This window comes from Actinomycetes bacterium (assembly GCA_022396035.1).
Taxonomy (GTDB): Bacteria; Actinomycetota; Humimicrobiia; order Humimicrobiales; family Humimicrobiaceae; genus Halolacustris.
The window spans coordinates 20,560-27,163 of record JAIOXO010000021.1; the positions used below are offsets into that span (position 1 = coordinate 20,560).

Below are 6,604 nucleotides of genomic sequence, written 5' to 3' on the forward strand. Positions count from 1 at the left end.
AAGTGAAATCAGAAATATATATAAAAGGTGCCAGGGAGCACAATTTAAAAAATATTAACCTGAGGTTGCCCCGGGACCGGTTTATAGTTTTTACCGGGGTAAGCGGATCGGGTAAATCTTCTCTGGCTTTTGATACCCTTTATGCTGAAGGACAGAGGAGGTATGTGGAATCTCTTTCTTCCTATGCCCGTCAGTTTCTGGGCCAGATGGATAAACCGGATGTGGATTTAATTGAAGGCCTCTCGCCTGCGGTTTCCATCAACCAGAAGGGGGTTTCCAAGAATCCCCGTTCCACGGTGGGCACCATAACTGAAATATATGATTATCTGAGGGTAATGTATGCCCAGATAGGAAAGCCCCATTGCTACAAGTGCGGGCGGCCGGTAGCCAGACAGACTGTGGACCAGATGGTGGAAAGGGTGCTTAAGCTGGAATCCGGAACCAAATTTCAGATTCTGTCTCCGGTGGTCAGGGGGCGTAAGGGTGAGTACCTTAAACTTTTTGAGAACATAAAAAAGGGCGGCTATATAAGGGTAAGAGTGGATGGACGAATCCATGAACTGGATGAAGATTTTTCTCCGGACCTGGACAAGAACATAAAGCATGATGTGGAAATAGTAATAGACAGGCTGAAAATGAAGGAGGGCATAAGGGCCCGCCTTACCGATGATATGGAAACCGCGGTCAGGGAGAGCGAGGGCCTGGCTTATGTGCATTTGCCGGATACGGATGAGCTTATGACTTTTTCCGAGAACTTTTCCTGTGTAGAGTGCGGGATAGATTTTGAGGAGTTTACTCCCAGGATGTTTTCTTTTAACAGCCCTTACGGGGCCTGTAAGGCTTGCAGCGGCCTGGGTATGAAGAAAGAGGTGGACCCCGGCCTTATAGTGGAACATCCTGATTTGAGTATAAATGATGGGGCCATACCTTTTATCAGCATGGGGTATTCCAATTATTACTCCCAGATCATGAAAACCCTGGCAGCAGAGTACAGTTTTGATCTTGATACCCCTTTCCAGGAACTGGGCCAGTCCATAAAGGATTTAATTTTGTACGGGGCTGACGGCCATAAAATGAGGATAAGTTACCGCAGCTTTAAAGGCAGGCGGAAATTCTATTATGTAAAATTTGAGGGTCTTGCCAATATGGTGGGCAAGAGGTACCTGGAAACAGATTCCGACCACCAGAGAAACAGGTTTGAGCAGCTAATGGTTGCCAGGCCCTGCAGCAGTTGTGGAGGCAAGAGACTGAGGCCGGAAATCCTGGCAGTAACCGTGGGGGGATTATCCATAGCTGATTTCTGTGAACTTACCATTGAACAGGAAATAGACTGGTTAAAACAATTAAAGCTCAGCCAGAGGGATATGCTTATTGGTAAAAGCATACTGAAGGAAGTAACAGAGAGGTTGAACTTTTTAAAGGATGTGGGCCTGGGTTACCTTACCCTGGCCAGAGAGGCCAGCACCCTGTCCGGGGGAGAGTCCCAGAGAATAAGGTTGGCTACCCAGATTGGTTCAGGACTGGTGGGTGTACTTTACATCCTGGATGAGCCCAGTATAGGGCTGCACCAGAGAGATAATGCCAAGCTTATAGAGGCACTCAAGCGGTTGAGGGATCTGGGAAATACCATCATAGTTATAGAGCATGACGAGGAAACCATAAGGCAGGCGGACCATATCGTGGATATAGGCCCCGGGGCGGGGGTGCACGGCGGCCATATAGTGTGCAGTGGCAGCCTTGAGGATATGTATGATTGTTCCCGGTCTATTACCGGAAAGTACCTGAAGGGAGAAAAAACTATCGGGCTGCCTTCCCGTAGAAGGAAGGGTAATGGCAGCCATTTGGCCGTTAAAGGGGCCAGGGAGCATAATCTGAAATCTATAGATGTAAGTGTACCTCTGGGCAAGTTTGTGGCGGTAACCGGGGTTTCCGGGTCGGGAAAGAGTACTCTGGTAAATGATATACTGTACCCTGCCCTGCATAATAAACTAAACCGCACCCATCACCAGACCGGTTATTATGACCGGCTGGAGGGTTACCAGGACCTGGATAAGGTTATAGTTATAGACCAGTCTCCCATTGGCAGGACACCGAGGTCCAATCCTGCTACCTATACCGGTGTGTTTACCTATGTCCGCCAGTTGTTTTCTAAAACGGTGGAAGCCAAAATGAAAGGATACAGCCAGGGACGGTTTTCCTTTAATTTAAAAGGAGGAAGATGTGAGGCCTGCAAGGGCGACGGGATGATAAAGATAGAGATGCATTTTCTTCCGGATATTTATGTACCCTGCGAGGTCTGCAAGGGAAAGAGGTATAACCGGGAAACCCTGGAGATTAAATACAAAGGGAAAAATATTGACCAGGTATTGAACATGACCATAGAAGAAGCCCTGGGCTTTTTTAAAAACATTCCCCGCATAGCCAATAAGCTGAAGGTAATAAATGATGTGGGACTTGGCTATATCCAGCTGGGCCAGTCGTCCACCACTCTTTCCGGCGGCGAAGCCCAGAGGGTTAAGCTGGCAACCGAGCTTTCCAAAAGGAGCACCGGCAGCACTCTGTATCTGCTGGACGAGCCAACTACCGGCCTGCATTTTGATGACATAAACAAGCTGTTAAAGGTTTTAAACCGGCTGGTGGATGCCGGAAATACGGTTCTGGTTATAGAGCACAACCTTGATGTTATTAAAAATGCTGACCATATTATTGATCTGGGGCCCGAGGGGGGAGATAAAGGCGGAAATATTGTGGCAGAGGGAAGCCCCGAACAGCTGGCATTACACCCTGATTCCTATACCGGTAGTTTCTTAAAAAAACATGTTAAGGACAATCTGGAAAAAACCAAAGTGTAGGCATGGAACACGGGAAATTAAAAAAAATTCTGGATATCCTTCCCCATAAACCTGGAGTTTATCTGTTTAAGGATGAGTCAGGCAAAATTATATATGTGGGTAAAGCCAAAGATATCAACAAACGGGTGAGGAGTTATTTTACCCATAAAAAGGATCAGGACCTTCCGGTTTCCAGGATTAATGTGTTTTTTCACCGGGTAAAAAAAATAGATTATATCGTTACGGATAATGAGGTGGAGGCTCTGGTACTGGAGAGCAGCCTCATCAAGAAAAACCACCCCCGTTACAATGTAGACTTAAAGGATGATAAATCTTATCCGTTTATGGTTATTACAGAAAATGAAAAGTACCCCCGCCTGTTTCTTACCCGCAACCGCAATATCAAAGGAGCCAGGTATTTTGGGCCCTATACCAATGTGCGCCCGGCCAGGAATGTTCTGGAAACCTTGAGGAAATCATTTAAGGTCAGGGACTGCAGGCAGCCCCGGCCGGGCAAAAACAACCAGGGGCCCTGCTTAAATTACCATATCAGCCTGTGTTCGGCTCCCTGCATAGGAAAGATAAGCGAAAAGGAATACCGCCAGAATATTGAGTACATAAGCATGTTTTTAAAAGGCAAGAGCAGCATAGTGGCAGACAGGGTATTAAAGGATATGGAAAGGCATGCTAAAAATCAGGAGTTTGAAAAAGCGGCAGAATTAAAAAATATACTGAACAATATCCAGAGCATATACCAGCAGCAGAAAATAATGCTCCAGTCAGGCAAGATATGGGATGTGCTGGGGGTATGCAAGCAGGGCGGCTCGGCTGCCATCAGTTTTTTTTCTTACAGGGACGGAGAGCTGGCGGTGGTAAACAATTTCCTTATAAGTAATACCCAGTATATGGGCTACAGTGATATAATTTCTGGTTTTATAACCAGGTATTATGAGGGCATCAACAATATGCCCGCGGTAATTTATGTCCCCCGGGACTTTGAGGGCATGGAGGCATTAATGGATTGGCTCAAGGGCCAGAAGGGAAAAAATATTGAGATAAAGGTTCCCCGGCGGGGAGAGAAGAAAAAGATTATGGATATGGCCAACCGTAATGCCCGGCTGTACATGGAGAAGAAGAAATTTGAAAAGGACAGCGGACACAGCAGGCTGTACAATGAACTGTTAAAGTTAAGGAAGGTGCTGGAACTCAGAAATATCCCCAGGCGTATGGAATGTTATGATATTTCCAACCTGGGCCAGAGTTTTGCTGTGGGCTCCATGGCGGTTTTTGTAGACGGCAGCCCGGTAAAGGAGAACTACCGGCATTTCAAGATCAGGGAGATAGGGGGCCAGGATGATTATGCCATGCTGGGGGAAGTGCTGGCCAGGAGGCTGGCTTATCTGGAACATGACCGGATGGATATAGAAAACAGTTTCTATATTGCTCCCGATATGATTATTATTGATGGCGGAAAAGGTCAGTATAACCGGGCCCTGGAGGTTTTAGAAAGGGAAAAAGCGGCAGGCATTGACCTTATCAGCATAGCTAAAAAAGAGGAGATAATTTTCAGCAGGAGTTACCCTGAAGGCATAAAGCTGGACCTGGACAGCCCCTATATGAGGATAATTACCAATATAAGGGATGAGGCCCATCATTTTGCGGTAAGCTACCATCGAAAACTGAGGGGAAAACATATGGTGTGGTCCATACTGGACGAAATCAAGGGAATAGGTCCCAGGAAGAAAAGGTATATTAACCAGCATGCCGGGTCCGTGGATGAACTCAGGGGATACTCGATAGAAAAGTTAATGAATATAAAGGGGATCAGTTACAGGGATGCCCTGAACATATATAATTATTTCCATAAATAATAAGAGAAGAAAGGTTTAGGTTTTGCTTAGATGGATTCTGGATTGGGTCATAATGACTTTTTCTATCGCGGTAACTTCCTATTTTTTACCCTTTGTGGCCATAATGGGCGACACCACCGGTGAAAAATTTAGGATAGCTTTTCTGGCAGGGCTTCTATTGGGTTTGCTGCATACTTTTATCAAACCTATTGTAAAGTTTCTGTCGCTGCCCATAAACATATTAACTCTGGGGTTATTCAATATTGTTATAAATGCTGGTATGCTATGGATTGTTGATTATTTCCTGAGCGGCCTGAAGGTTAATGGTTTCTGGGGTTATGTGGTCAGCTCGGTACTGATAAGCATAATAAGTATAATATTGACCAAGATAATTTATTATGAGAGAAAAAAAAGAGAATAAGGTAAATCTGATTATAATTACCGGCCTGTCCGGAGCCGGCAAGACCGAGGCCCTGAATTATTTTGAAGATGCCGGCTATTACTGTATTGACAACCTGCCGGCCAGCCTTCTGCTGAACCTCATTGACTTTTTTTCGGTGAGCCATAAAAGCATAAGCAATATAGCGGTGGCCATTGATTTAAGGAGCGGTTATTTCTTTGACCATATTCATAAGGCCTTAGAGCAGCTGAAGCAGAGGAATATAAGTTACAGAATACTGTTTCTGGAAGCTTCCAAAAGCGTGATTGTTAACCGGTACTCACTAACCAGAAGGAAGCATCCACTGGTAGAATACGGGGATATTGGTAAAGGGGTGGAGCAGGAAATAGAGAAGATGCATAAACTGAGGAAGAAGTCTGATTTAATTATTGATACCACCCTGCTCAGTGCCAAGGAACTGAGGATGGCCATAACCGAAAGGATGGTAACCGGGATCAAGAAGAGTGATCTGCTTCAGATATCGGTTATATCTTTTGGCTACAAATACGGTCTTCCTGATAACGTGGATATGGTTATGGATGTGAGGTTTCTGCCCAATCCTTTTTATGATGAAAATCTCAAGGATTTAAATGGGACCAATAAGCAGGTTATAGACTTTGTGTTGTCCCGAAATGAAACCAAAAGGTTTTTGAGAATGCTTGAAAAGATGCTTGATTTTCTTATCCCCAACTATATTGAGGAAGGTAAAAGTTACCTGGGCATAGGCATAGGATGCAGCGGAGGCAAACACCGGTCGGTGGTTCTTTCAGAAAAGATTTCTGATTATTTAAGGATTAAGGGATATTCGGTTAAAATAACCCATAAGGATATAGGCCGGGGATAGCTGGGTTAAATATAAATTATTTCTTATTGGAGGGTATATATTATATAATAACCTAAATTGTTCTTTTAAATTTAGTGCAATTTTGTTAGAATCTCTTAATTTGTAATTTTAAGTGAAAAAAGACAGTGTAAATATTGACCAAGGGAGGAACTAATGGCAATAAAAGTAGGTATTAATGGTTTTGGAAGAATAGGAAGACAGACCTTGAGGGCAGCTCTTAAATATGATAAGGGCGAAGGGTTTGATTTTGTAGCTATCAATGATTTAACTGATGCTAAAACTCTGGCCCATCTTTTAAAATATGATTCTGTATACGGCATTCTGGATAAGGATATTAGAGTAGAGGGCGACAGCATTGTAGTGGGAGATGACAGGATAAAGGTCATGTCTATAAAGGATCCCGCAGAGATACCCTGGGGTGATCTGGGGGTAGAGGTAGTGCTGGAAGCTACCGGTATATTCAGAACCAGGGAACAGGCACAGAAACACCTGGATGCTGGAGCTAAAAAAGTTATAGTGTCTGCGCCCATGAAAGGCGATGGCGCCGATATTACTCTGGTACTGGGTGTAAATGATGAAAAGTATGATAAGAACCAGCACAACATTATAAGTAATGCTTCCTGTACCACCAACGGGCTTG

5 protein-coding genes are annotated in these 6,604 nt (G+C 44.5%); all 5 read left to right on the forward strand.

Going from position 1 to position 6,604, the window contains the following annotated elements; translation table 11 throughout:
• The first annotated feature begins 2 nt into the window (after nt 1-2).
• Nucleotides 3-2,852 carry an excinuclease ABC subunit UvrA gene (uvrA, locus tag K9H14_06965; protein ID MCG9479937.1) on the forward strand — a complete coding sequence of 950 codons (2,850 nt, stop codon included), beginning with the start codon at nt 3-5 and terminating at the stop codon, nt 2,850-2,852.
• Between the two features lie 2 nt (nt 2,853-2,854).
• Nucleotides 2,855-4,702 carry an excinuclease ABC subunit UvrC gene (uvrC, locus tag K9H14_06970; GenBank protein ID MCG9479938.1) on the forward strand — a complete coding sequence of 616 codons (1,848 nt, stop codon included), beginning with the start codon at nt 2,855-2,857 and terminating at the stop codon, nt 4,700-4,702.
• A 22-nt stretch (nt 4,703-4,724) separates the two neighbouring features.
• Nucleotides 4,725-5,102: a phage holin family protein gene (locus K9H14_06975; protein MCG9479939.1), complete on the forward strand. Its 378-nt coding sequence runs from the start codon at nt 4,725-4,727 to the stop codon at nt 5,100-5,102.
• A complete protein-coding gene (gene rapZ, locus K9H14_06980) occupies nt 5,080-5,964 on the forward strand; it encodes an RNase adapter RapZ (protein ID MCG9479940.1) in 885 nt (294 codons plus the stop codon). Before K9H14_06975 ends, rapZ begins: the two co-directional genes overlap by 23 nt.
• 153 nt (nt 5,965-6,117) lie before the next feature.
• Nucleotides 6,118-6,604 (forward strand): type I glyceraldehyde-3-phosphate dehydrogenase (locus tag K9H14_06985; protein MCG9479941.1); only part of this gene is annotated, 487 nt, incomplete at its 3' end.

What these genes read in the sequence shown, in the direction of transcription:
- rapZ (MCG9479940.1), top strand. Translation starts at nt 5,080, where the DNA reads ATGAGAGAAAAAAAAGAGAATAAGGTAAATCTGATTATAATTACCGGC.
- uvrC (MCG9479938.1), top strand. Translation starts at nt 2,855, where the DNA reads ATGGAACACGGGAAATTAAAAAAAATTCTGGATATCCTTCCCCATAAA.